This is a genomic window from Streptomyces sp. NPDC046909 (assembly GCF_040644695.1).
Taxonomy (GTDB): domain Bacteria; phylum Actinomycetota; class Actinomycetes; order Streptomycetales; family Streptomycetaceae; genus Streptomyces.
Window position 1 is genome coordinate 55426 of sequence record NZ_JBEYXC010000018.1, and the last position, 23648, is coordinate 79073.

General features: G+C 70.8%; 23 protein-coding genes and 1 riboswitch. Of the genes, 6 read left to right on the forward strand and 17 right to left on the reverse strand.

The window, feature by feature from the left end:
* Nucleotides 1-354: 354 nt before the first annotated feature.
* Entirely contained in the window at nt 355-1953 is a 1599-nt protein-coding gene (locus ABZ928_RS42190) for an amidohydrolase (RefSeq protein WP_361531384.1), read from the reverse strand.
* Between the two features lie 120 nt (nt 1954-2073).
* Entirely contained in the window at nt 2074-2514 is a 441-nt protein-coding gene (locus tag ABZ928_RS42195) for an Lrp/AsnC family transcriptional regulator (RefSeq protein WP_030677853.1), read from the reverse strand.
* Nucleotides 2515-2783: 269 nt separating this feature from the next.
* Here ABZ928_RS42195 and ABZ928_RS42200 point away from each other — a divergent pair, with 269 nt between their 5' ends.
* Nucleotides 2784-3218, forward strand: coding sequence for a hypothetical protein (locus ABZ928_RS42200; protein WP_361531387.1), 435 nt, complete (start codon nt 2784-2786; stop codon nt 3216-3218).
* Nucleotides 3219-3246: 28 nt separating this feature from the next.
* On the opposite strand, the gene ABZ928_RS42205 is transcribed toward ABZ928_RS42200, so the two are convergent.
* The 3 genes from ABZ928_RS42205 to ABZ928_RS42215 form a co-directional block, all read right to left on the reverse strand.
* Nucleotides 3247-4341 carry a phosphotransferase family protein gene (locus tag ABZ928_RS42205; RefSeq protein ID WP_361531390.1) on the reverse strand — a complete coding sequence of 365 codons (1095 nt, stop codon included), beginning with the start codon at nt 4339-4341 and terminating at the stop codon, nt 3247-3249.
* 29 nt (nt 4342-4370) lie between these two features.
* Nucleotides 4371-5471: a hypothetical protein gene (locus ABZ928_RS42210; protein ID WP_361531393.1), complete on the reverse strand. Its 1101-nt coding sequence runs from the start codon at nt 5469-5471 to the stop codon at nt 4371-4373.
* 335 nt (nt 5472-5806) lie between these two features.
* Nucleotides 5807-6979 carry an acyl-CoA dehydrogenase gene (locus tag ABZ928_RS42215; RefSeq protein ID WP_361531396.1) on the reverse strand — a complete coding sequence of 391 codons (1173 nt, stop codon included), beginning with the start codon at nt 6977-6979 and terminating at the stop codon, nt 5807-5809.
* A gap of 335 nt (nt 6980-7314) precedes the next feature.
* On the opposite strand from ABZ928_RS42215, the gene ABZ928_RS42220 reads away from it, so the two are divergent.
* Entirely contained in the window at nt 7315-8532 is a 1218-nt protein-coding gene (locus ABZ928_RS42220) for a glycoside hydrolase family 18 protein (RefSeq protein WP_361531399.1), read from the forward strand.
* A 63-nt stretch (nt 8533-8595) separates the two neighbouring features.
* On the opposite strand, the gene ABZ928_RS42225 is transcribed toward ABZ928_RS42220, so the two are convergent.
* The 3 genes from ABZ928_RS42225 to ABZ928_RS42235 all read right to left on the reverse strand — a co-directional run bounded on the left by ABZ928_RS42225 (nt 8596) and on the right by ABZ928_RS42235 (nt 10919).
* The gene (locus ABZ928_RS42225; protein ID WP_361531402.1) at nt 8596-9258 is read right to left on the reverse strand and encodes a helix-turn-helix domain-containing protein; all 663 of its coding nucleotides are present in this window, start codon (nt 9256-9258) and stop codon (nt 8596-8598) included.
* Between the two features lie 67 nt (nt 9259-9325).
* The gene (locus tag ABZ928_RS42230) at nt 9326-9466 is read right to left on the reverse strand and encodes an SCO1431 family membrane protein (protein WP_361531405.1); all 141 of its coding nucleotides are present in this window, start codon (nt 9464-9466) and stop codon (nt 9326-9328) included.
* A gap of 100 nt (nt 9467-9566) precedes the next feature.
* Nucleotides 9567-10919, reverse strand: a complete 1353-nt coding sequence (locus ABZ928_RS42235; RefSeq protein WP_361531408.1) for a peptidase C39 family protein — start codon at nt 10917-10919, stop codon at nt 9567-9569.
* A gap of 218 nt (nt 10920-11137) precedes the next feature.
* On the opposite strand from ABZ928_RS42235, the gene ABZ928_RS42240 reads away from it, so the two are divergent.
* A complete protein-coding gene (locus tag ABZ928_RS42240; RefSeq protein WP_361531411.1) occupies nt 11138-11758 on the forward strand; it encodes a hypothetical protein in 621 nt (206 codons plus the stop codon).
* A gap of 432 nt (nt 11759-12190) precedes the next feature.
* Nucleotides 12191-14056 (forward strand): AAA family ATPase, encoded by a 1866-nt coding sequence (locus tag ABZ928_RS42245; protein WP_361531414.1) that lies wholly within the window; start codon nt 12191-12193, stop codon nt 14054-14056.
* Between the two features lie 22 nt (nt 14057-14078).
* Here the strand turns inward: ABZ928_RS42245 and ABZ928_RS42250 are convergent, their stop codons facing one another.
* The 9 genes from ABZ928_RS42250 to ABZ928_RS42290 all read right to left on the reverse strand — a co-directional run bounded on the left by ABZ928_RS42250 (nt 14079) and on the right by ABZ928_RS42290 (nt 21388).
* Nucleotides 14079-15164: a hemolysin family protein gene (locus tag ABZ928_RS42250; protein WP_361531417.1), complete on the reverse strand. Its 1086-nt coding sequence runs from the start codon at nt 15162-15164 to the stop codon at nt 14079-14081.
* Nucleotides 15161-16486, reverse strand: a complete 1326-nt coding sequence (locus tag ABZ928_RS42255) for a hemolysin family protein (protein WP_361531420.1) — start codon at nt 16484-16486, stop codon at nt 15161-15163. The genes ABZ928_RS42250 and ABZ928_RS42255 overlap by 4 nt, the downstream gene beginning before the upstream one ends.
* A 176-nt stretch (nt 16487-16662) precedes the next feature.
* Entirely contained in the window at nt 16663-17109 is a 447-nt protein-coding gene (locus tag ABZ928_RS42260; RefSeq protein ID WP_361531423.1) for a PH domain-containing protein, read from the reverse strand.
* Between the two features lie 14 nt (nt 17110-17123).
* Complete coding sequence (gene hisG, locus ABZ928_RS42265) at nt 17124-17981, reverse strand: ATP phosphoribosyltransferase (protein ID WP_361531426.1); 858 nt, start codon at nt 17979-17981, stop codon at nt 17124-17126.
* A 64-nt stretch (nt 17982-18045) separates the two neighbouring features.
* On the reverse strand, nt 18046-18318 hold the full coding sequence (locus tag ABZ928_RS42270; RefSeq protein WP_055533705.1) for a phosphoribosyl-ATP diphosphatase: 273 nt from the start codon (nt 18316-18318) through the stop codon (nt 18046-18048).
* Nucleotides 18319-18352: 34 nt separating this feature from the next.
* The gene (gene ribH, locus ABZ928_RS42275) at nt 18353-18838 is read right to left on the reverse strand and encodes a 6,7-dimethyl-8-ribityllumazine synthase (RefSeq protein ID WP_361531430.1); all 486 of its coding nucleotides are present in this window, start codon (nt 18836-18838) and stop codon (nt 18353-18355) included.
* A 20-nt stretch (nt 18839-18858) separates the two neighbouring features.
* Entirely contained in the window at nt 18859-20148 is a 1290-nt protein-coding gene (locus ABZ928_RS42280; protein WP_361531433.1) for a bifunctional 3,4-dihydroxy-2-butanone-4-phosphate synthase/GTP cyclohydrolase II, read from the reverse strand.
* On the reverse strand, nt 20145-20786 hold the full coding sequence (gene pnuC, locus ABZ928_RS42285) for a nicotinamide riboside transporter PnuC (protein WP_361531436.1): 642 nt from the start codon (nt 20784-20786) through the stop codon (nt 20145-20147). Before pnuC ends, ABZ928_RS42280 begins: the two co-directional genes overlap by 4 nt.
* Nucleotides 20783-21388 carry a riboflavin synthase gene (locus tag ABZ928_RS42290; protein WP_361531439.1) on the reverse strand — a complete coding sequence of 202 codons (606 nt, stop codon included), beginning with the start codon at nt 21386-21388 and terminating at the stop codon, nt 20783-20785. The genes pnuC and ABZ928_RS42290 overlap by 4 nt, the downstream gene beginning before the upstream one ends.
* Nucleotides 21389-21534: 146 nt before the next feature.
* Nucleotides 21535-21665, reverse strand: a riboswitch (FMN riboswitch).
* A gap of 248 nt (nt 21666-21913) precedes the next feature.
* On the opposite strand from ABZ928_RS42290, the gene ABZ928_RS42295 reads away from it, so the two are divergent.
* The gene (locus tag ABZ928_RS42295; RefSeq protein WP_361531442.1) at nt 21914-22801 is read left to right on the forward strand and encodes an RNA polymerase sigma-70 factor; all 888 of its coding nucleotides are present in this window, start codon (nt 21914-21916) and stop codon (nt 22799-22801) included.
* A gap of 91 nt (nt 22802-22892) precedes the next feature.
* On the forward strand, nt 22893-23633 hold the full coding sequence (locus ABZ928_RS42300) for an SDR family oxidoreductase (protein WP_361531446.1): 741 nt from the start codon (nt 22893-22895) through the stop codon (nt 23631-23633).
* Nucleotides 23634-23648: the final 15 nt, after the last annotated feature.

The following is a 23648-nucleotide window of genomic DNA, read 5'->3' on the forward strand; positions in this document are numbered from 1 at the left end:
TGCGGGTCGACCGAAAGCCGTTGTCTACTGAGCGCCCGGGCCCCACCCGGGTCACACCTCCCCGACCGGCCGGAACGTTCCCTCGCGGCGGCGCGGGCGCTGAGCCTGGCTCCCAGTGGCGGTGCCCCGGTGCGGCACACCGTCCCTGACCCAGCGGCGCGGCCTCGAGTTGACGGACGTCCCCCGGTCGGGCGTCAGGTGGTGGACTGGGCCGAACCTACCGGCCCCCTGCCGTCGGCTGTCAACAGCCGTTTGACCTGCGGATATCCGCTCAATCCCCTGGTCAGCGCGGAGGATGCGCAGGTCGCGAGACAGGGCCGCGGCGCCAGATCGGAGCCGCGCCACCCCGGGAGATCACTCGCCCGGCCGTACGAACACCGTCCGTCCGCCCACCACGGTCCGCAGGCAGACCGGCAGCTCCGCGCCCGGGGACAGGTCGGGCAGTCCCGGGGTGCCGGAGCGGGGGTCGGTGGACCAGCGGGCGACCCGGTCGTCGGGGGCCTGGACGACGAGTTCGTCGGTGCGCCACACGGCGTAGTCGGCGGGCGCGCCCGGCACCAGCACGCCCGCGTCGTCCCGCCCGATCGCCCGCCAGCCGCCCCGCGTGTGGGCCGTGAACGCGGCGCGCACGGAGACGCGGTGCTCGGGCGTGCGGTGGAAGGCGGCGGCGCGGACGGTGCCCCACGGGTCGAGCGGGGTGACCGGACTGTCGGAGCCGAAGGCGAGCGGCACCCCGGCCTTCAGGAGCGCCGCGAAGGGGTTCAGGGCGCGGGCCCGCTCGGCGCCCAGCCGCTGGGCGTACATGCCCTCCTCGCCGCCCCACAGCGCGTCGAAGGCGGGCTGCACGGAGGCGGTCAGCCCGAGGTCGGCGAAGGCGGCGACGGTCTCGGCAGTGAGCATCTCGGCATGCTCGACGCGGTGCCGGGCGGCGCGGATCCGGGCCAGGCCGACCTTCTCGGCGGCGGCGCGCATCCCCTCCACCACGGAGGTCACGGCGGCGTCGCCGATCGCGTGGAAGCCGGCTTGGAGCCCCGCCTCGGTGCAGGCGACCACATGCGCGGCCACCGCGGCCGTGTCCAGGTAGGCGAGGCCGCTGTGCCCGGCGTCCGAGTACGGCTGGTGCAGACAGGCGGTGTGCGAGCCGAGAGCACCGTCGACGAACAGGTCACCGGCCGCCCCCAGGGCGCCCAGCTCACGCGCCTTCTCGACATCCTGCTCCGCCCAGTACCCGACGACCCGAGGTCCGGCCTCCTCGGCGGCGAGCCGCAGCAGGCCGGTGAAGTCGTCCTCGGAGGAGATCTCCGGCCCCGCGCACTCGTGGACCGAGCCGATCCCGAGGGAGGCGGCTCGGGCGAGGGCGGTGCGCTGGGCCTCGACGCGCTGAGCGGGCGTGATGGCGGCCAGGGCGGTCGCGCGTACGGCGTGATGGGCGTCGGCGGTCAGCGGCCCGTCCAGGCGCCCCAGAGAGGTCATGTCGAGCAGCGCGGTGGTCACGACCGCCGAGTGCACGTCGATGCGGGACAGATAGAGCGGACGGCCCCCGGTGGCCGCGTCCAGCTCCGCGCGCGTGGGCGCCTCCCCGCCGGGCCAGCGCGCCGCGTCCCAGCCGTGCCCGAGCAGGACCCGGTCGTCCGGACGGGCGGCGGCGAAGTCCCGCACGAGCGCGAGCGCCGCCTCCAGGGACGGCGCGTCGGACAGGTCGAGGCCGGTCAGGGCCAGCCCGGTGGCGGTGGTGTGCACATGGGCGTCGGTGAACGCGGGCGTGACCAGAGCACCATCGAGATCGACGACCTCGTCGACCCCGTCCGCGAAGGCGTCGGCGGCACCTTCGGAACCGACCCACGCGACCTGCCCGCGCTCGACGACCATCGCGGTGGCGAAGGGATCGGCGGGGCTGTGAACCTCGCCTCGGCGAAGAAGCACGGTTTTCGGTTCGGCGCTGCGCTCACTCATGGGCACCAGTCTCGCCCCTCGCGCCGGGCCCTTTGCACAGGGGCCGCCTTCAACCCCCTAGGGGCGCGGGGAACTGCGCGACCAGCCACAAAACACCCGCACCCGCCGACGAAACGCCCCTCAGATCCTCGGTGGGCGGGCCTCGTAAGGCGTCGACAGAACAACCGTCGTCCGCGTCGACACCCCCGCCAACGACCGCAACCGGGCCAGCAACTCCTCCAGCTCGTGCGGCGTGGCCACCCGGACCTTGAGGATGTAGTTCTCGTCGCCGGCGACACTGTGGCAGGCCTCGATCTCCGGCACCCCGGCGAGCCGCTCGGCGATGTCGTCCGGTGCGCTGGGATCGAACGGTTTCACCGAGATGAACGCGGTCATGGGCAGCCCGACGGCCTCGGGGTCGACCACGGCGGCGTACCCACGGATGACGCCACGCTGCTCCAGCCGTCGCACCCGCTGGTGCACGGCTGACGTGGACAGGCCCGTGGCCTTGCCGAGGTCTGTGTAGCTCATCCGCCCGTCCTTGACGAGCAGCTGCACGATTTGACGGTCCAGCTCCTCCATGGCGCAAGAACCTACAGTGCGCTTGATCTCCTCCGATACCTGAGCAGCCCAGGTCATACCCGGTTCGTGATGTGGCCGAGAGTTGTCTGTGAGCCTTCTGAGGGACAAAGCGGCCGCGCCGGGCACCTGCGAGTGGCATGTGACGAACGCCACAGCGCCCGAACGGTCTCCGCGATGTTCTCGTGATTACCGCCGAGACGGGGCGGGAAGTGCTTGCTGTGGTCGAGGCCGCAGCGCCTTCACGGCCCAGCCCGAGGGGGAGAACCCATATGCAGAGTCTTAAGCGTCCTGGTCGTACCGCGCCCAAGCGACTCCAGGCGGTCGCCGAGCCCGAGCCGGAGGGCGTCGAACCCGACGCCCTCGACGAGGAACTCGACGCGTACGACACCTTCGAGATGTTCCGGGTCGTGTGCCCGGACTGCGCGCAGCCCATCGCGCTGCTGGCGGACGAGGAGGTTCTGCCGGAGCACGCGCTGTGCGTCTCGCCGTGGAACCCGTTCGGCCTCACGGTCTGCGCCGGCACCGGCCGCCGCGCCTCCGACGCGCGTGCCGCGGACGAGGACCTGGAGCCCCAGGAGCAGGACACCGCCCTGCTGTTGACGCTCCCTCAGGGGCTCGACTGGCGGACGCAGCCCTTCTCGCACGTCGGCGGACCGGGCTCGCGCCCCATGAGGGTCCCCGTGATGCGGCGCCAGGCCGCCTGAGCGTCCGGCGGGCATCGGTTCGCGTCGCTCAATCCCAGTAGCTGCCCTGCACCATGGCTCGCAGGCTGCCGTGGTGCAGGATCAGTGTGTCCGGGTCCGCCGGGACGACGGCCTCTCCGAAGTGCACCTGCCGGTAGGCGACGCGCAGCATGACGACGGCGTGCCGCAGGGCGGCGTACAGCGTGTGGAAGTCCATGTCGCGCGGTGTGTGGCCGGTGAGTTCGGCGTAGCGCGCCTCCACGCGGTCGCGCCGGAGGAAGTCCGGCAGTCCGCGCTGTCCGAAGGCGACCGTCAGGTCCTGGAAGAAGCGGTGCAGATAGACGCTCCAGCCGAGGTCGACCTCGCGCGGGGCGAGCGCCGCCATCTCCCAGTCGAGCACGGCCGCGGGCGCGAAGCCGTCGTAGACGACGTTCCCGATGCGCGCGTCGCCCCAGTTGAGGACCGGCGGGCCCGGATCGGCGGGCCACAGGTCCTCCAGACGGGCGAAGGCGTCCTCGATGAGGGGTGAGCGGGCGACGCCGTCGACGACCCATTCGTAGTAGGCGCGTTGGGCGGTGACATGGCGGCGCAGCGTGTCACCCTCACCGGGCAGCGCGAGGAACTCGGCCTCCTTCACCGGTACTTGGTCGTGCAGCCGGGCCAGCAGCCCCACCGAGGCGGCCTCCAGGCGCTCGCGCTCCTCGTCGCTCGCCGCGTGCAGCCAGTTGCCCTCGTAGGTGTACGGCATGACGTCCGGCGGCACCCGCCCCTCGACGCGCTCCATGACGAAGAAGGGCGCGCCGAGCGGTCCCGGGTCCTCCTCCAGCCACAGCACCTTCGGCACGGGCAGGTCCGAGCGCTCCCCCACGAGCCGCATCGTGCGGTACTGGCGGACCATGTCGTACACCGGGAAGACGGTGTACGCCGCCGGGTCCGCCGCGAGCCTCAACGCGCAAGCCCGCAGGGGTGGTTCGGGGTGCTCGATGTCGAAGAGCAGGGTCTCGCTGGACATGCCGTTGGACTCGGGGACGGTGACGCCGACCGCCTTCGCTCCGGGCAGGCGAGTGCCGAGCCAGGCGGTGAGGCGGCGGGCGATGTCCTCCGGGTCGCGAGTGCTGGTACGTGGGCGCGGTGCCGTCGTCATGTGGTCAACCCCCTTGTCGCGCAACGGACTTACGGTGCGACCGAGTCGAAGCCGGTGAACCCGCTCGGGTCGTGCCGTCCGAACGAGCCGTGCTCGAAGATGCCGTGGCCGATCCGGCCGTCGAGGCGGAAGCGGGCGGCGTGGTCGGTGACGCCGTACGCGGCCAGGGGGTGCGGCTCGGTGAGGTCGTAGGTGCGGCGGTCGGTCCAGCCGCGGCCCTGCCAGGTGCCGTGCTGCCAGTCGTCGGCGGGCGGGTAGCCGGCGCCGATCGCCAGCGGGGAGGAGGCGAGGAGCTCGACCTCCAGTTGCTGCAGCTTGCGTACGTCGCCGAGGTAGAGGAGGGCCCTGACCGGGTCGCGGGTGCCGGAGCGGTAGGTGATCTCCGGCTGGGGCCAGCCGAGTTGGCGGTCGGGCCGGCCGGGGCGGACGAGGGTGGCGTCGTTGAGGGTGCGGTAGCCGTCGGCGTCCTCCTGGACGATCACCATCAGGAAGCGGTCCTCGAAGCGGACGGGACACCACAGCCAGTGGAAGCCCTCGGTGGGGTGCTCCTCGGCGAGGCGGCCGCCCTCCTCGCCCGGGATGGGCCGGGTGCCCCAGCTGCGGTCTCGGGTGCCGGTCCATTCCCCGGCCGTGACACGGAACTCCTCGCCCCCGGCGCGCACGATGCCCTCCACACCGCCCGCCTGCACGAAACGGCGCCCCTCCAGGGTGAGCCGGGCGCCGCGGCGCTGCACATGGTGCGGCTCCCACAGGGCGGGGAATTCCGCGGTCCAGGTCAGGTCGTACGACAACGACTCGTCGTCGCAGACGAGGCGCAGGCGTCGCAGTGGCTCCTCGACCTCGATGCGCAGCGGACCGACCGCCAGCCGCATCCGGTCCTCGCCGAGCGCGTCCGAGGCGCGTACCGCGTGCAGGGTGTCCCCGACCCGCAGTGTCGCGTACGCGTCCATCACCCCCACGTTGGGGTACACCCCGAGGCCGACGATCAGCAGCGCGCGTCCCTCGTGGTCCAGGACGTGGAAGATGCACCGGTCGTAGGCGTTGCGGTCGCCGCTCGCGACGTGGCGCATGGAGAGCGGGACCTGGTGCACCGGGTACTCGTCGAGCGGTACGGGACGGTCGTCTGCCACGGCAAACCTCCCTGGAGGCGGGTGGCCTGACGGTACGTCAGACTTCTGGAGGTGACCAGATGTCGTTCGCGAACTCACGGTCGATTCCGTCGACGGGTGACCTGTCCGACCGTCACCGCGTTGCCCTGGTATGACCCCCACCTATTCGGCGACCGGGCGTCAGCGCCGGGTGTACGTCCCGCCACCCGCAGAATCGGTTCCGCCGCCTCAGCAGCAGGATCCGCCCATCTACCGGGATCTGCTGCGGACCTGGGCCGACCGCGGCCGGACCCTGCCCGGGCGCCATGACCCGGAGTGGGTGCGGCTCGCGGCGCCGCAGGTCAGACCGGGCCAGTTCAGCGCGTCTCCGGACCCGCTAGGTGACGTGCGATGACCATCCGCTGGATCTGGTTGGTGCCCTCGACGATCTGGAGGACCTTGGCCTCGCGCATGTACCGCTCGACCGGGAAGTCCGCGGTGTAGCCGTACCCGCCGAGGACCTGGACGGCGTCGGTGGTGACCTTCATCGCGGTGTCGGTGCAGTGCAGCTTGGCCATGGCGGCCTGCTTGGCGAACGGCCGGCCCGCGTCCCGCAGCCGCGCCGCCGACAGATAGAGCGCGCGGCCCGCCTCGATCTGGGTCGCCATGTCGGCGAGCATGAAGCGCAGGCCCTGGAAGTCGGCGATCGGCTTGCCGAACTGGCGTCGCTCGGTCGCGTAGGCCACCGCGTCGTCCAGCGCCGCCTGCGCCACGCCGATCGCGCAGGCCGCGATGCCGAGGCGCCCGGAGTCCAGCGCGGACAGGGCGATCGCGAAGCCCTGGCCCTCCTCGCCGATGCGCCGGTCGTCGGGGACACGGACGCCGTCGAGGTGGACCTGGGCGGTGGGCGAGCCCTTCATGCCCATCTTCTTCTCCGGCACCGCCCCGCTCAGCCCCGGCGCGTCACCGGGGACCAGGAAGGCGGTGATCCCTCGGGCGCCGTCCTCACCGGTGCGGGCCATCACGGTGTAGAAGTCGGCGATACCGCCGTGCGTGATCCACGCCTTGGTGCCGGTGATCACCCAGTCCTCGCCGTCCCGGACGGCCTTGGTGCGCAGCGAGGCCGCGTCCGATCCCGACGAGGCCTCGGAGAGGCAGTACGCGCCGAGGAGGCCGCCGCCGAGCATCGCCGGCAGGTGCTCGACCTGCTGCTCCTTGGTGCCGTAGGCGGCGAGGGCGTAGGAGGCGAGGGTGTGGACGCTGACGCCGAGGCCGACGGTGAGGCGGGCCGCGGCGAGCTCTTCGAGGACCTGGAGGTAGACCTCGTACGGCTGGTCGCCGCCGCCGTACTCGGAGTCGTACGGCAGTCCGAGCAGTCCGGACCGCGAGAGCAGGGTGAAGACCTCGCGCGGGAAGCGTCCGGCGTCCTCCTCCTCGGCCGCCTTCGGGGCGATCTCGTGCTGCGCGATGTCGCGGACGAGCGAGAGCAACTCCCGGGCCTCGTCCGTGGGCAGTTGACGGTCCACCGGCTGCGGGGCGCGGTCGGGCATGAGGACGCTCTCCTCCCTGTGTCGGGCACATCGGCGTGCGCCTTTGGATGGGGGCGGCTCCGCCGGGTCTTGCTGAGGGCGGGCCGATGGTCGCACTTACGGGTCTCGAAAGCTGTTGACCAGCGGCTCTGTGCTGTGAGTATGCCCGATCGGAGGTATCGAGTCACCAGTTAACGACCGCTTACTTCAAGAAACCGACCCGGAATCCACGGGTCCTCGAAATTGGTCCGAACCATTGACTGACTGGTCTAGTCCTCCTACTGTTCCGAACCAACGCCTTACCGCGTTCATGCCAATCGGCGCCCGTTCCCTCACCCCCACGAGGAGACACTCGGATGCACCTCTCCGTCCGCTCCCTCATCTCGGCCGCGTGTTGCGCGGTCCTCGGCGCCGGGCTGCTCGCCGGCGCCGGCACCGCGACAGCGGAACCCGCCGCGAAGCCCGCCCTCAAGGCCTCCAAGGTCGTCGGCTACTTCACCGAATGGGGCACCTACGACCGCAAGTACTACGTCAAGAACGTCGAGACCTCCGGCTCGGCCGCCAGGCTCACCCACATCAACTACGCCTTCGGCAACGTCACCGGCGGCAAGTGCGCGATGGGCGACTCCTACGCGGCGACCGAACGGACCTACACCGCCGCCGAGTCGGTGGACGGCGTCGCCGACACCTGGGACCAGCCGCTGCGCGGCAACTTCAACCAGCTGCGCGAGCTGAAGAAGAAGCACCCGGGCCTGAAGGTCATCTGGTCCTTCGGCGGCTGGACCTGGTCGAGCGGCTTCGGCGAGGCCGCGAAGAACCCGGCCGCGTTCGCGCAGTCCTGCTACGACCTGGTCGAGAACTCCAAGTGGGCCGATGTCTTCGACGGCATCGACATCGACTGGGAGTACCCGAACGCCTGCGGCAACACCTGTGACACCAGCGGCCGGGAGGCGTTCAAGAACCTGATGGCGGCGCTCCGGGCGAAGTTCGGCACCGGCAACCTGGTCACGGCGGCCATCACCGCCGACGCCACGTCCGGCGGCAAGATCGACGCGGCGAACTACGCGGGCGCGGCCCAGTACGTCGACTGGTACAACCCGATGACGTACGACTACTTCGGCGCCTGGGCCTCGACCGGTCCGACGGCCCCGCACTCGCCGCTGAACTCCTACTCCGGCATCCCGACGGCGAACTACTACACCTCGGCGACCATCGCCAAGCTCAAGGGCCTCGGCATCCCGGCCTCGAAGCTGCTGCTCGGCATCGGCTTCTACGGCCGCGGCTGGACCGGCGTCACCCAGGCGGCACCCGGCGGCACCGCGACGGGCCCCGCGGCGGGGACGTACGAGCAGGGCATCGAGGACTACAAGGTGCTCAAGACGAAGTGCCCGGCGACCGGCACGGTGGGCGGGACCGCGTACGCCAAGTGCGGTTCCAACTGGTGGAGTTACGACACCCCGGCGACCATCGGCACCAAGATGGCGTACAAGAACCAGCAGGGTCTCGGCGGCACCTTCTTCTGGGAGCTGAGCGGTGACACCACGGGCGGTGAGCTGATCAAGGCGATCAACTAGCCGGGCCCGAGCAGTACTTGGGGCGGGGGACCACGAGCCTCCGCCCCATTCCGCCGCTCCGGATCAGGTGTCGCGGCGGGCCGGTGCCGGGGCCGGGTAGGCGGGGTCGAGTTCCTCGATGGCGCGCATGGAGGCGCCGAGGGTCTTCACCAGGAGTTCGCGCATGGTGTCGCGGGAGAGCTGGGGCGGGCCGTCGATCCAGTCGAGCGTGGCGCCCTCGACGCTGCACACCCAGGCGAACAGGCCCATGCGGGCCAGCGGTGAGATGTCGGTACGGCCGTACGCCCCGTCGGCGATGGTCGCGACGATCGCCTCGCGGACGCCGTCCCGCACGGCGTGCACCTCGGCGTCGAAGCCGACTCCGCCGCTGACGACGGTGCGGTAGGCGGCCTGGTTGTGCTCGGCGAAGCGCAGATAGCTGTCGATCGTGCGGGAGACCCGGTCCACCTGGGGCAGTTGGGCACCGCTCGCCGCGAAGGTGACCAGGTCGGCGACGGAGTCCTGGATGATCGCCAGGTAGTAGCCGCGCTTGGACTGGAAGTAGTAGTAGATCAGCCCCTTGGCCACATGCGCCTGGCGGGCGATGTCGTCCATGGAGAGCGCGTCGTACGACGTGTCGGCGAACAACCTCCGCCCGATGGCGATGAGTTCGGCGCGGCGTGCCACCGAACGCTCTGTTCCGCGCGCCCGGGGACGGGCGGCGTCGCGCTGTTGGCTGATATTCAATTTCGACCCTGGTCTCAACGGGCAGCGGCGGGACACCCGCAGTATGTCAGGTCAACTATCGGTCAGGTCACAGCAGGCCGAGCTGGGTCACGAGCATCGCGACCACCACGACGAGGGTCCAGCCCATGACGTGCTCAAGGACCTTCGGGCCGTCTTCCTTGGGGCCGCCGGTGCGGACGCGGGTGGCGGTGGCTGAGTTCGCAGTCATGTGTCCACCTTGCCACTGACCGGGGCTTTTGCGGCAGAGACGTCGGTCACAGCGGAAAGGCCCCGGTTTCCCGGGGCCTTGGTCGATGCCGGTGTGTGACTCAGCGCACGCCCACCGCCGCGAGGGCCTTGCACTGCCGTGCGGTCGGCCGCGCCGGGAAGTAGAGGTAGCAGACGCCGCCGGTACCGGAGACGACCTTGCCGCTGGCGTTGTACCGCTTGGTCCGCAGCCAGATCTTCTCCCACTCGGCCCGCTTGTAGACCCGCCGCACGGCGTCGTCGCCGGGCGAGGCCGGGTCGTTGGCGATCACGTCGCCCTCGGCGGTGAAGCCGATCACCGTCATCAGATGCCCGGAGGTGCCGTAACCCGCGCCCGTCAGCTCCTCCTTGAGGAAGGACTGGGACGTTATGGCCGGGATCCCGGCCGCGATCAGCGTCTCCAGGTCGGTGAGCGAGCCGAGCCGGGTGACCACGCCCTGGAGCCCGTCGAAGGTGGCCGCGTAGGCCGCGTTGAACGGCCAGTTGCCGCAGCCTGCGTACTGGTAGTCGAAGGTGTAGCGGGCCGCGTGGCACACCTGCGGATCGGCGTAGGTCGGGTCGACCCAGGCGAGCTGCTCCGGGGTGAGCCGGCCGCCCCAGTACTCGATGATCATCTGCGAGGAGGTGGGGCTGCACCAGGCCTCGCCGCCGTTGTCGTACTCGGGGTACTGGCCCGCGTGGATCTCCTGCGAGTAGCGCGGGACGAGCAGCTCCTGGGCGAGCCCGGGCGTGGACGCCGGGACGGTGAAGCGGTCCGGGATGTCGGAGCCCATCGCGCCGAGCCGCCACACGGTGGGGGTCTTCCTCGTGCCCGGCTTGCGGTAGAGGGTCAGACGCAGTCGGTACGAGGTGAGGCGCAGGCCCGTGGCCGGGTCGTCGATCGCGAAGGTGTCCGTCCAGATGCTGCTCTTGTCGTCGGTCTGGTCGTCGACCGAGGTCCGCCGGATGTCCTGGTCGCCGGCGGCCCAGCGGCCCATGACGTACCAGGGGGTGTCCGTGCCGTCGGAGTACGTGCCCTTCAGCTCGACCTGGAGCCAGGTGCCGTCCGGGGTGTGGGCGTTCCAGGACGCGATCGCCTCGGTGGCGGGGACGGCGAGCTTGTGGACGGGGGACGTCCAGGTCGCGTACTCCCAGGCGGCCGTCTTCCCGGTGTGCGGGTCCGTGTAGTCGACGGTGCCCGCGGCGGCGCCGATCACCACGCCCGGCCGGGCACCGGCGACGGCGCGGGCGCCCTTGGTGAGGCCGCCGCGCCAGTCGGTGGACGACGTCCAGAAGTGGTTGTCGACGAGTCGGGCGGAGGCCTGGTCGGGCTCCGCGCTGTCGGCGGCGGCCGCGACCCCCGGGGTTCCGGCCACCGCGGCGGCGACCGCGGCGGCCAGCACGGTTCTGCGGGACGGCTGTTCGGCTCTGCTCATGGGCGGAATGACCCCCAAGTTGTCCGAGTCCGGGCAGGTCCACTGCCCTGTTGTGCGCCAACTATGGCCAAAGCCGCATGGTCATGCCAGCACTTCGGGCCATGCCACGCCCATGAATATGGGACTGGACCACTGGCATGACCTGCGGCGGGGCTCCCAGGCCGCGGTTAAGGTGCTGATCACCCCTGTCCGACTCGTGAAAGCCACAGGAACCGGCCATGCACGCCCTAGCCGACCACCTCCGCCGGCTCCCCCCGTCCTGCGGCCCGGTCCGGCTGATCGCCGTCGACGGCCACGCCGGCTCCGGCAAGTCCACGTTCGCCGCGCTGTTGGCCGCGGCCCTCGGCGACGCCCCGGTACTGCACCTCGACGACATCGCGAGCCACGACGAGCTGTTCGACTGGACCGGCCGGCTCCTCACCCAGGTCGTCGAGCCGCTGAGCCGCGGCGAGAGCGCGCACTACGCCCCCTACGACTGGCACACCCGCCGCTTCGGCCCGCCGCGCACGCTGCCTCCGGCGCCCGTGATCCTCGTCGAGGGCGTCGGCGCGGGCCGCCGGGCCCTGCGCCCGCACCTGGCCCGGCTGCTGTGGATGGAGCTGCCCCACGAGGAGTCCTGGACGCGCGGCCGCTCGCGGGACGGGGAGGAGCAGCGGGATTTCTGGGCCGGGTGGGTCCGGGCCGAGCTCGAACACTTCTCCGAGGACCCCTCGCGCCCCTTCGCCGATCTTCTGGTGCGGCAGCGAGAGAAGGGGTACGAGGTGCTGCCGGGGCCCGCCGGAACCGTTGGACCGGACCACGGAATCACTCAGGGTGACGGACCATCCGCAATGTGCTGAACTTGTGAAGACTCCCGCCGTCGAACTTCCAGGAGTGCTTCAACTCGGCTTGACCGGTGGGCCGTACAGGACTTACGTTCTCAATGTGCGGCCTCTCGAAGCCGCCCTCAGACGCGAAGCCCCCGGTTGTTCCCCCGTGATCGGGGGCTTCGTTCTGCCCTCAACTCCTTTTTCCGGACGCCATGAGGTGCGATTCGCTCACCCTCGGTCACCGTCCCGAGTGCGCCCCATCTGCTCCCACCTCGCCAAACGGCCTGTGCGGCACCCTTCGATGGGCCGCACCCCCGCAGGTACGATGCCCTCGGTGCGACCTTCGGACGGCGGCTCTGCGCACCGTTGCAACTCCGGTCCGCAGCAAGGCGGTTCGATCAAGGCAGTCGCGGGCGACGGCCCGACGGCGAACCAACGGGGGCACGGTTTGTGGGGGACGTGATGGACTTCGGCACGCAGGGCCCGCAGGCCCCGGCCGACCTCGCCTGGCTGCGAGGTGTGGATGCCTACACGATGGGCGCCTATCCGCAGGCGGAGGAGGAGTTCCGCGCCGCGGTGCGGATGGACCCGGGGATGGCCGACGGCTGGCTCGGTCTGCACGCGCTGCGCGTCGACACGACGACCGCGCTGCTGCGGATGCACCGGCACCGGGAGCGCTTCGGGGAACAGCGCGCCCGGCACCGGCGCACCCTCAACTCCTGGTACTGGCTGGGCTGGTGGGTGCAGCCGGTGCTGGAGAGCCCGCGCGATCTGCTGCTCGCGCACGCCTCGCACTGGCTGGACGGACGCCATGTCCCGGAGCTGGACCGGGCGTTGGCGGGACTGCCGCCGGTGGACACCGATCCGCAGGTGCGCTTCCTGCACGCCTGCCGGGCCTATCTGGTCAAGGACTGGGACCAGTTGGTCCGGCACACCGACCCGCTGATCGACGACCCCCTGCTGGGTATCGAGGCGGGCCTGTTCGGCGGCATGGCCCGGGTGCGCCTGGAGATGTTCGGCCAGGCGGAGCCGCTGCTCTCCGCGGCCCTGATGCGCTGTCGCAGCGAACAGCCCCAGCGCAAGGAACTGCGCTACTGGCTCGCCCGCGCACATGAGGGCACCGGCCGCTCCGCCGCCGCGCTCCCCCTCTACCGCGCGGTGCACCGCGTCGACCCGGCCTTCATGGACACCTCGGCCCGGCTCGCCGCGATCGCCGAGGGCGACGGATACGACGACGCGGCAGCCGACCTCGCCTCGATCGCGCTGTCCGGCGCCCAGGACGTCCTGGAGGGACCGGACGGTCTCGACCCGCTCTTCGGCGGCGCCGACGGCCGTGACCTCAAGTTCCCCGAGCCCGATCTGCCGCCGGGCGGCCCGCTGCCCTCGGTGGGCGACCCCTCGGTCCGCGAGAAGGTGATCCCCAACCAGGCGCTGCCCGCCGGCCCCACCGACCCCGTCTTACTCGAGGAGGCGCTCACCGAACTGGAGCGCATGGTGGGCCTGGAGCCCGTGAAACGCCAAGTCAAGGCGCTGTCCGCCCAGTTGAACATGGCACGGCTGCGCGCCGGACAGGGCCTGCCGGTCCAGCCGCCCAAGCGGCACTTCGTCTTCTCCGGCCCCTCCGGCACCGGCAAGACCACCGTCGCCCGCATCCTGGGCCGCGTCTTCTACGCCCTCGGCCTCCTCGGCGGCGACCACCTCGTGGAGGCGCAGCGGGCCGACCTCGTCGGCGAGTACCTCGGGCAGACCGCCGTGAAGGCCAACGAACTCATCGACTCCGCGATCGGCGGGGTCCTCTTCGTCGATGAGGCGTACTCGCTCTCCAACTCCGGCTACGGCAAGGGGGACGCGTACGGCGACGAAGCCTTGCAGGTGCTGCTGAAGCGGGCGGAGGACAACCGGGATCACCTGGTCGTCATCCTGGCCGGCTATCCCGAGGGCATGGACCGGCTGCTGGCCGCGAACCCCGGACTCTCGTCGCGCTTCACGACCCGGGTGGACTTCCCGTCGTACCGGCCCCTCGAACTCACCTCCATCGGCGAGGTGCTGGCCCATGAGAACGGTGACGTGTGGGACGAGGAGGCCCTCGACGAGCTGCGGTCGATCGCCGGGCATGTAGTGGACCAGGGGTGGATCGACGAGCTGGGGAACGGGCGGTTCCTGCGGACGCTCTACGAGAAGAGCTGCGCGTACCGGGATCTTCGGCTGTCGACCTACCCGGGGATGCTGACGCGGGACGACTTGTCGACTCTGCGCTTGCCGGACCTTATGCAGGCGTACGGGGAGGTTCTGTCGGGGCGGGGGCCGCAGGATCCGTCGGCGATGTGACGGAAACGGCCCCCGCGCCGTACTACTTGGCCAGCGCCTCTTCCGGAGCTCCGCTCGCCCTCGGCTCGGTGACCTTGACCTCCGGCACCTCCCGGTGCGCCGGATCCGTCACCTCTCCCACCAGCAGTTCCAGTACGTCCTCCAGGGCCGCCAGGCCCAGCACCTTGCCGGACGCGTCCGCGACCTGGGCCAGGTGGGTCGCCGCGCGGCGCATGACCGTCAGGGCGTCGTCCAGCGGGAGTTCGGAGCGCAGGGTCGTCATCGGGCGCCACAGCTGCTGCGGCACCGCCCGCTCGGACTCCTCCAGGTCCAGTACGTCCTTCACGTGCAGGTAGCCCATGAAGGCGCCGTTCTCGGCCACGACCGGGAAGCGGGAGTAGCCGGTGCGGGCCGTCAGCTCCACGACCTGGCCCGGGGTGACCGAGGGGCCGACCGTCACCAGGGAGTCGCGCTTCAGGAGGACGTCCGTGACCGGGCGGGAGCCCAGCTCCAGGGCGTCCTCCAGGCGTTCCTGCTCCTCGGGGTCGAGGAGGCCGGCCTGGCCGGAGTCCTCCACCAGGCGGTTGAGCTGCTCGCTGGTGAACACCGCCTCGACCTCGTCCTTGGGCTCGACGCGGAAGAGCCGCAGGATGCCCTGGGCGACGGCGCCGAGGGCGAGGGTGATCGGCTTGCAGAGGCGGGCGAAAGCGACCAGGCCGGGGCTCAGCCACAGCGCGGCCTTCTCCGGGGCGGCCATCGCGAGGTTCTTCGGGACCATCTCGCCGATGACGAGGTGGAAGAAGACCACCGCCGCCAGGGCGATCACATAGCCCAGCGGGTGGATCATGCCGTGCGGCAGGTGGATCCACTCGAAGACCGGTTCCAGGAGCTTCGCCACGGTCGGCTCCGCCACCGCGCCCAGCGTCAACGAGCAGACGGTGATGCCGAACTGGGCCGCGGCCATCATCTGGGGCAGCCGCTCCAGGCCGTAGAGGACCTGACGGGCCCTGGCCGTGCCGAGGGGCTCGATCTGGCTGCGGCGGACGGAGACGAGGGCGAACTCGGCGCCGACGAAGAAGCCGTTGGCCAGTACCAGCAGCCCGGCGAACAGGAGTTGGAGCACGCTCATCGGGCAGCCTCCACGACGACACCCGTCCTGACGAGCCGGACCCGCTCGGCGCGGTAGTGCCCGACGCGGCGCACCGACAGCCGCCAGCCCGGGAGTTCGGCGCGGTCGCCGACGGCCGGGATACGGCCGAGCAGGTCGGCGACCAGCCCGGCGACCGTCTCGTACGGACCCTCGGGCACATCGAGGCCTATCCGCTGGAGGATGTCGACCCGGCAGCTGCCGTCGGCGTCCCAGGCGGGGCGGCCGTCCTCCGGCGGGGCGGCGGCGAGTTCGGGGACGTCCTGGCCGTCGTGCTCGTCGCGGACCTCGCCGACGATCTCCTCGACGATGTCCTCCAGGGTGACCACCCCGGCCGTGCCGCCGTACTCGTCGACGACCACGGCGATGGGCTGTTCGCTGCGCAGCCGGGCCAGCAGGGGCTGGACCGGGAGGGTCTCCGGGACGAGGAGGGCCGGGCGGGCGATCCTGCCGACCGGAGTGCGCAGCCGGTCGTGGGTGGGGACGGCGAGCGCGTCCTTGAGGTGGACCATGCCGACGATCTCGTCGATCTTCTCGCGGTAGACCGGGAAGCGGGACAGGCCCGTGGCGCGGGTCAGGTTGACCACGTCCTCCGCGGTCGCGGACGCCTGGAGCGAGCTGACCTTCACACGCGGGGTCATGACGTGCTGCGCGGTCAGCTCGGCAAGCGACAGGGTCCGTACGAAGAGGTCGGCGGTGTCCTGTTCCAGGGCGCCGGCCTGGGCCGAGTGCCGGGCCAGGGAGACGAGTTCGCCGGGGGTGCGGGCGGAGGCCAGCTCCTCGGTGGGCTCGACGCCCAGGGCCCGGACGAGACGGTTGGCGACGGCGTTCAGCGCGGCGATGACCGGGCGGAACAGCCGCGCGAAGGCGTGCTGCGGGCCGGCCACGAAGCGGGCGACCTGGAGCGGCTTGGACACCGCCCAGTTCTTGGGCACGAGTTCGCCGACCACCATCTGGACGGCCGCCGCCAGCAGCATGCCGACGACGACGGCGACACCGGACGACGCCCCCTCGGGGATGCCGATCGCGGTGAAGGGGCCGCGCAGCAGCTCCGCGAGCGCCGGTTCGGCGAGCATGCCGACGACGAGGGAGGTGATGGTGATGCCGAGCTGGGTGCCGGAGAGCTGGAAGGAGAGCTCCTTGAGCGACTCGACGACCGTACGGGCGCGTTTGTCGCCCTCGGCTGCGGCCTTCTCGGCGTCCGGCCGTTCGACCGTGACGAGGCCGAACTCGGCGGCGACGAAGAAGCCGTTGGCGAGGATCAGCAGGAAGGCGGCTGCCAGGAGCAGCAGGGGGATGGTCATGCCGCCGCCTCGGTATGTCGGGAGGGGGCGGCGCAGGTACTACAGGACGATCCGTCCATCGCTGGAGGGAATCACTCCTCGGATAGCAGTGGGCCGCTGAGGTTCCGGCAGGAACATCAGCGGCGGAGGCGTCACGAAAAACGCCTCCGCCAACAGATTAATCAAGACATGGCCCTCTACGGCAGATCCCTTGTGGAGGAATGGGCCTCCACGAGCGTCCGCAGGGCGCGGGCGTCGGCGATGGCCTGCTGCTTGGCGATGCCGGGCTGGATGCCGAGGGCGGGCAGGCTGGTGCCGTCACTGAGGTTGAGGAACACCCAGGGGTCACCCGGCCGGAGGTTCACCTGGATGATCTCGGCCCAGTCGAGGCGCCGCTTGCCTGCGATGTTCACGACGGTGACGCCGGTTTCGTCGGCGACCACCTTGACGCGCGCGAGCAGGGCCAGGACTCCGGCGAGGAGCGCCGCCGTGAAGACGAAGCTGAGGCGCTCACCGGGGCCGAGCTTCTCCAGGAGCAGCGCGATCACGGTGATCGTGACGAAGATCGCAACGGCGGCGGAGAGCAGGACGGCCCGGGTGCGGCCCGGCCGGAAGGTGACGGGGAGGGCGGGGAGATCGGACATGACCGCTCGGCCTCTCAGAGACGGCAGGCGTGGATGGCCGTCGTCAGGATGGCCCGTGCGCCGATGTCGTACAGGTCGTCCATGATCCGCTGCGCCTCCTTGGCGGGGACCATCGCGCGGACGGCGACCCAGCCCTCGTTGTGCAGCGGGGAGACGGTCGGGGATTCGAGGCCCGGGGTCAGCGCGACGGCCTTCTCCAGCTGCTCGACCCGGCAGTCGTAGTCCATCATCACGTAGGTCCGGGCCACGAGGACGCCCTGGAGGCGGCGCAGGAACTGCTGCACCTTGGGCTCGTTCTCGGAGGAGGTGTCCGCGTCGGTGCGGCGGATCACGACCGCCTCGGACTTCATGATGGGCTCGCCGAAGACCTCCAGGCCCGCGTTGCGCAGGCTGGTGCCGGTCTCGACGACGTCCGCGATGACCTCGGCGACACCGAGCTCGATGGCGGTCTCGACGGCGCCGTCGAGATGGACGACGGAGGCGTCGACCCCGGCGTCGGCGAGGTGGCCCTCGACGATGCCCTCGTAGGAGGTGGCGACCGTCTTGCCCTTGAGGTCCTCGACGCCGTGCGCCGTGCCGGGCCTGGCGGCGAAGCGGAACGTGGAGCGGGCGAAGCCGAGCGGGAGGATCTCCTCGGCCTTGGCGCCGGAGTCGATCAGCAGATCGCGGCCGGTGATGCCGATGTCGAGGCGGCCGGAGGAGACGTAGATCGCGATGTCGCGGGGGCGGAGGTAGAAGAACTCGACCTCGTTCTCCGGGTCGACGATCCGCAGCTCCTTGGACTCCCGGCGCTGCTGGTAGCCGGCCTCATGCAGCATCTCCGCCGCAGGGCCTGACAGGGAACCCTTGTTGGGGACGGCGATGCGCAGCATGAGGTCGGCTTCCTTTGTTCGTTCTTACGGTGCTGGGGTGCGGGGTGCCTTCGAGGCCTACGGCTCAGAGGTGGGCGTAGACGTCGTCCAGGGAGATCCCCCGGGCGACCATCATCACCTGGACGTGGTACAGCAGCTGCGAGATCTCCTCGGCCGCTGCCTCCTTGCCCTCGTACTCGGCGGCCATCCAGACCTCGGCGGCCTCCTCGACGACCTTCTTGCCGATGGCATGGACGCCCTTGCCGACCAGTTCCGCGGTGCGGGAGGTGGCGGGGTCGCCGGTTGCGGCCTTGTGCTGGAGCTCGGCGAAGAGCTCCTCGAACGTCTTATTGGACATGGTGACGCTCAGCCTATGCCACACCCGCCGTCCGTCAGCGCCACGGTTCAGATACTGAGCGGAGGGTGGCCGCGGTCGCCACCGCCGCCGTCACCGCCTCGTGCCCCTTGTCCTCGTTGGAGCCCTCGATTCCGGCGCGGTCCAGGGCCTGCTCCTCGGTGTCGCAGGTCAGCACGCCCATGCCGACGGGGACACCGGTCTCCACGGAGACCTGGGTCAGACCCTGGGTGACGCCCTGGCACACGTACTCGAAGTGCGGGGTGCCGCCGCGGATGACGACACCGAGGGCGACGATCGCGTCGTAGCCCCGCCCGGCCAGCACCTTGGCGACGACCGGGAGCTCCCAGCTGCCGGGGACCCTCAGCAGGGTCGGCTCGTCGATGCCCAGGTCGTGCAGGGCGCGCAGGGCGCCGTTCACCAGACCGTCCATCACCTTCTCGTGCCACTGCGCCGCGATGACGGCGACCCGCAGGTCACCCACATTGCGTACGGACAGCTCCGGTGCACCCTTGCCGCTCACGTTCTTCGCTCTCCTAGTGGTTACTGGTTGCTGCACGTGGACACAGGCGCTGTGTCCAGCCAGGGCAGGTCGTGGCCCATCCGGTCCCGCTTGGTGCGCAGGTAGCGGAGGTTGTGCTCGCCCGCCTGTACGGGCATCGGCTCCCGGCCGTTGACCTTGAGTCCGTGACGCACGAGGGCCTCGGACTTGTCGGGGTTGTTGGTCATCAGACGCACGCTGCGGACCCCGAGGTCGTCCAGGATCTGCGCCCCGGCGCCGTAGTCCCGGGCGTCGGCGGGCAGACCGAGCTCCAGGTTGGCGTCGAGGGTGTCCCGGCCGCGCTCCTGGAGCTCGTACGCGCGCAGCTTGGACAGCAGTCCGATGCCGCGCCCCTCGTGGCCGCGCAGGTACACCACCACTCCCCTGCCCTCGGCCTGGATGCGGTCCAGGGAGGCGTTCAGCTGGGGGCCGCAGTCGCAGCGGGCGGAGCCGAAGATGTCGCCGGTGAGGCACTCGGAGTGGATACGGACCAGGACGTCCTCGCCGTCGCCGATCTCGCCGTGCACGAGGGCGACATGCTCGACGCCGTCGACCGTGGAGCGGTAGCCGTATGCCGTGAACTCGCCGTGGGAGGTGGGGAGCTGGACCTCGGCCTCGCGGCGGACGGTGGGTTCGGCGGTACGGCGGTAGGCGATCAGGTCCTCGATGGAGATGATCGTCAGGCCGTGCTTGCGGGCGAACGGGATCAGCTCGGGCAGGCGCAGCATGCGGCCGTCCTCGCCGGCGATCTCGACGATCGCTCCGGCCGGGCGCAGGCCCGCGAGGCGGGCGAGGTCGACGGCGGCCTCGGTGTGGCCGTTGCGGACCAGGACGCCGCCGGGCTGGGCGCGCAGCGGGAAGATGTGGCCGGGGCGGACGAAGTCGCTCGCCTCGGCGTCACCGCTCGCGAGGAGCCGGAGCGTGGTGGCGCGGTCGGAGGCCGAGATGCCGGTGGTCACACCGTGGGCGCCGGAGGCGTCGACGGAGACGGTGAACGCCGTCTTCATCTGCTCGGTGTTGTCGTCGACCATCTGCGGGAGCTTGAGCCGGTCCAGCTCGTCGCCCTCCATGGGGGCGCAGATCAGGCCGCGGCACTCGCTCATCATGAAGGCCACGATCTCGGGGGTGATCTTCTCGGCCGCGACGACGAGGTCGCCCTCGTTCTCCCGGTCCTCGTCGTCGACGACGACGATCGGGCGGCCGGCGGCGATGTCGGCGATGGCCTGCTCGACCGGGTCGAGCGCGAGGTCTTCCAACCCGTCGGTGCTGTACAGGATCGGTGCCGTACTCATGCGGGCGCTCCTTCCAGAGCGGGCCGCGTGCCCTGGCGGGAGCGCAGCCACCAGTCGCGCATGCCCCACAGGACGAGCGCGCCGTAGATGACGTAGACGAAGCCGGAGAAGGCGTAGCCGTTGGCGAAGTTGAGGGGGACGCCGACGACGTCGACGAGGAGCCAGGCGATCCAGAACTCGACCATGCCGCGGGCCTGGGCGTACATGGCGACGATCGTGCCTACGAAGATGTACGCGTCCGGCCAAGGGTCCCAGGACAGGCTCGGGTACGCCTTGAAGAGCAGCGCCACGGCGACGGTGCCGACGGCGGCCGCGCCGACCATGACACCGCGCTCGGTCCAGGTGGCGAACCGCGGGGTGATGTGGCCCTTGCCGTCCTGGCCCTTGTTGCGGTTCCACTGCCACCAGCCGTACAGGGCGACGACCATGACGATCGCCTGCTTGCCCGCGCTGCCGGTCAGATGGCCGTAGAAGGCGCCGAAGAGGATGAGTCCGGCCAGGAACTGGACGGGCCAGCTCCAGATGGAGCGCCGCCAGCCGAGGGCGAGGGCGATCAGGCCGGTGATGTTGCCGATCATGTCCGACCAGAGGATGTGCTGGTCGAAGAGGGTGAAGGCCTCGGAGTTCAGCGAGTTCACTTGCCCGCTCCCTGCGTGCTCGCCAGCAGCCGCTCGACGTACTTGGCGACGACGTCGACCTCGAGGTTGACCGGGTCGCCGGGCTGCTTGTGGCCGAGTGTGGTCAGGTCGAGGGTGGTCGGGATGAGGCTGACGGTGAAGTAGTCGGGGCCGGCCTCGACGACGGTGAGGCTGATGCCGTCGACGGTGATGGAGCCCTTCTCCACGACGTAGCGCGAGAGGTCCGCGGGGAGGGAGACCTTCACGATCTCCCAGTTCTCGGACGGCTTGCGCTCCAGGACCTGGCCGGTGCCGTCGACATGGCCCTGCACGATGTGGCCGCCGAGACGGGCGCCGACGGCGGTGGGGCGTTCGAGGTTGACGCGCGAGCCGACGGTCAGGGTGCGGAGGCTGGAGCGGACGAGCGTCTCCGCCATGACGTCGGCGGTGAACTCGTCGCCCTCGTGCTCGACGACGGTGAGGCAGACGCCGTTGACCGCGATGGAGTCACCGTGCTTCGCGCCCTCGGTCACCACGGGGCCGCGCAGTCGGAAGCGACAGGCATCGCCGAGGTCCTCGACGGCCGTGACCTCGCCCAGCTCTTCGACGATTCCGGTGAACACTTCCCGGGTCCTCCTGCCACATAGGGGCACGGACTCCGGGGCTGTCGATGACGACAGAATGAACGGGCAGGAGCACTGGGGGCGACGCCGGACGGACCCGTCCCTTCGGACGAGTGGATACGGCGGCGCGCACGAATGCCCGCCCGCCGCGCACTGCCTCCCATCCGGACTTTAACCGTCGGTCCAGGAATTTCACCTGGTCAACCGGCCGCTGGAAGCGGTCGGGTCGCGGACTGTAACCGCCGGTTCGGACTTTCACCGACCCCGGAGTGCGCTGCTTCTGGTACAGAGCCAGTGTGCCACGGCTGATCGAGGTCCATACGGGTGAGTTGTGTGGAGTGGCTCACAGGTGCTGTCACTGGACTTCTCAAGCCGCCCCCACCTGTAGGAGTCTCTGGTCTAGTCCTTTCTGGATCACCATGGACCGGCCCGGCGGCGGTGACGACGGCCCTTGCCCGCCGCCGGGCCCCTCATCACCCGCGCCCGCGGCTTCCGGGCGACCTGTCCTCTGGCAGGGTGAACCGTATGACGAGCGCGATCGCCGACGAGTTCGAGAGCCACCGTCCCCGGCTGTTCGGCCTGGCCTATCGCCTGCTGGGCTCCGCGGAGGAGGCCGAGGACACCGTCCAGGACGCCTATCTGCGCTTCAGCGGCGTCGACCGGGCCGGCATCGAGCACCTCGGCGCCTGGCTCGCCAAAGTCGTGACGAACCTCTGCCTCACCCGGCTGACCTCGGCCAGGGCCCGCCGCGAGCAGTACGTGGGGAGCTGGCTGCCGGAGCCCGTCGTCACCTCCGACGGCACGCTCGGCCCGCTGGAATCCGCCGAGCAGCGGGACGCGGTGTCGATGGCGGTCCTGGTCCTGCTGGAGCGGCTCACGCCCACCGAGCGCGCGGTGTACGTGCTGCGGGAGGCATTCGCCTACGACTACCGGGCCATCGCCGACGTACTCGACCTGACCGAGGCCAACTGCCGTCAACTGCACCGCAGGGCGGTACAGCGGGTGGGCGAGCCGGAGTCGCGGTTCACGGCCGCGCGGGAGCGGCAGGAGGAACTGGTCGCGTCGTTCGTGACGGCGGCGCGGGAGGGCGATCTCGGCGGGCTGGAGAAGCTGCTCGCGGCCGATGTGACCTGGTGGAGCGACGGCGGCGGCAAGGTGTCCGCCGCCCTGCGGCCGGTCGAGGGGCGCGACAAGGTCATCCGCTTCACGCTGGGCGCGCTCCGGAAGTGGGGCACGGATCTGCGGATCGAGACGGCCGAGGTCAACGGCGGGCTCGGGCTCGCCATGTGGGTGGGCGACGCGCTGGCCGCCGTGCTCACCTTCGATGTACGGGACGGGCTGATCGGCGATCTGCGGGCGGTGCTGAACCCGGACAAGCTGGAGTTCGTACGGGGTCAGCTCGTCGGTTCGTAGTCGGCTGTCACATTTCGCAGGGGGTACTCGGTCCCAGCTGACGAGGGGCGCTCCGCACGGGGGCGTCCGGCGTCCGAAGGGGCTGAACAGCATGACCACGATCCTGGTGACCGGCGGCACCGGAACGCTCGGCCGGCTCGTCACCGAACGGCTGCGGGCGGACGGGCACGAGGTGCGCGTGCTGAGCCGGCACTCCCAGCCGTACGCCGTTGATCTGCGGGAGGGGGGTCCTGCGCTGGACGCGGCTCTGGCCGGGGTGGACACGGTGGTGCACTGTGCGACCACGCAGACCGGTGGGGACGAGAAGGCGGCGGCCCATCTGATCGCGGCGGCTGAGCGGGCGGGGGTCGCGCATCTCGTCTACATCTCGATCGTGGGCGTCGATCGAGTGCCGTTCCCGTACTACCGGGTCAAGCTCGCCGTGGAGAAGCAGATCGAGGGGTCGGGGCTGGGGTGGACCGTGCTGCGGACCACGCAGTTTCACGATCTGGTGGTGCGGTTGTTCCGGGCGGTGTCGAAGGTGCCGGTGATGTTCGTGCCCGCGGGGGTGTCCGATCAGCCGATCGAGGTGGCCGAAGTCGCGGAACGGATGGCCGAGTTGGCGGCGGCGCCTCCTGCGGGGCGGGTGGCGGACATGGGTGGGCCTGAGGTGCGGACGTTTGAATCGCTGGCTCGGGCCTATCTGAAGGCGAGTGGTCGTAAGCGGGCTGTGGTGAAGGTGCGGTTGTTCGGGAAGGCGTATCGCGCGTTTCGGGCGGGTGGGCATTTGGTGCCGGAGCGGGCTGTAGGAAAAGGGACGTTTGAGGAGTATCTGCGGGCCGGTGGGGCTTGATCGCGCCCGCGCGGC